The organism is Pseudomonas sp. PNPG3 (assembly GCF_023093815.1).
GTDB lineage: Bacteria > Pseudomonadota > Gammaproteobacteria > Pseudomonadales > Pseudomonadaceae > Aquipseudomonas > Aquipseudomonas asiatica.
The window spans coordinates 1-248 of record NZ_JALLKV010000298.1; the positions used below are offsets into that span (position 1 = coordinate 1).

The following is a 248-nucleotide window of genomic DNA, read 5'->3' on the forward strand; positions in this document are numbered from 1 at the left end:
GATCGAGATTGAACCCGGCCGGCTCGACCGTGCGCAGATAGGCGAAGGCCCACAGCACACCGGCAACCCCGATCAGGAACGAGGAGACGCCGAACGCCAAGAGCTTGGTCCGCAGCAGCGGCACGCCGATGACCTTTGCGGCGATCTCGTGGTCACGGATGGCAACGAAGTTGCGGCCGGTCTGGGATCGCAGCAGCCGCAAGGTCAGGATTGTCGCAACCGCCACCACGGTGAGCGAGAACAGATAG

1 pseudogene is annotated in these 248 nt (G+C 64.1%); it reads right to left on the reverse strand.

What is annotated here, in order from left to right:
* A pseudogene (locus MJ643_RS31130) lies at positions 1–248 on the reverse strand (branched-chain amino acid ABC transporter permease); the annotation flags it as partial.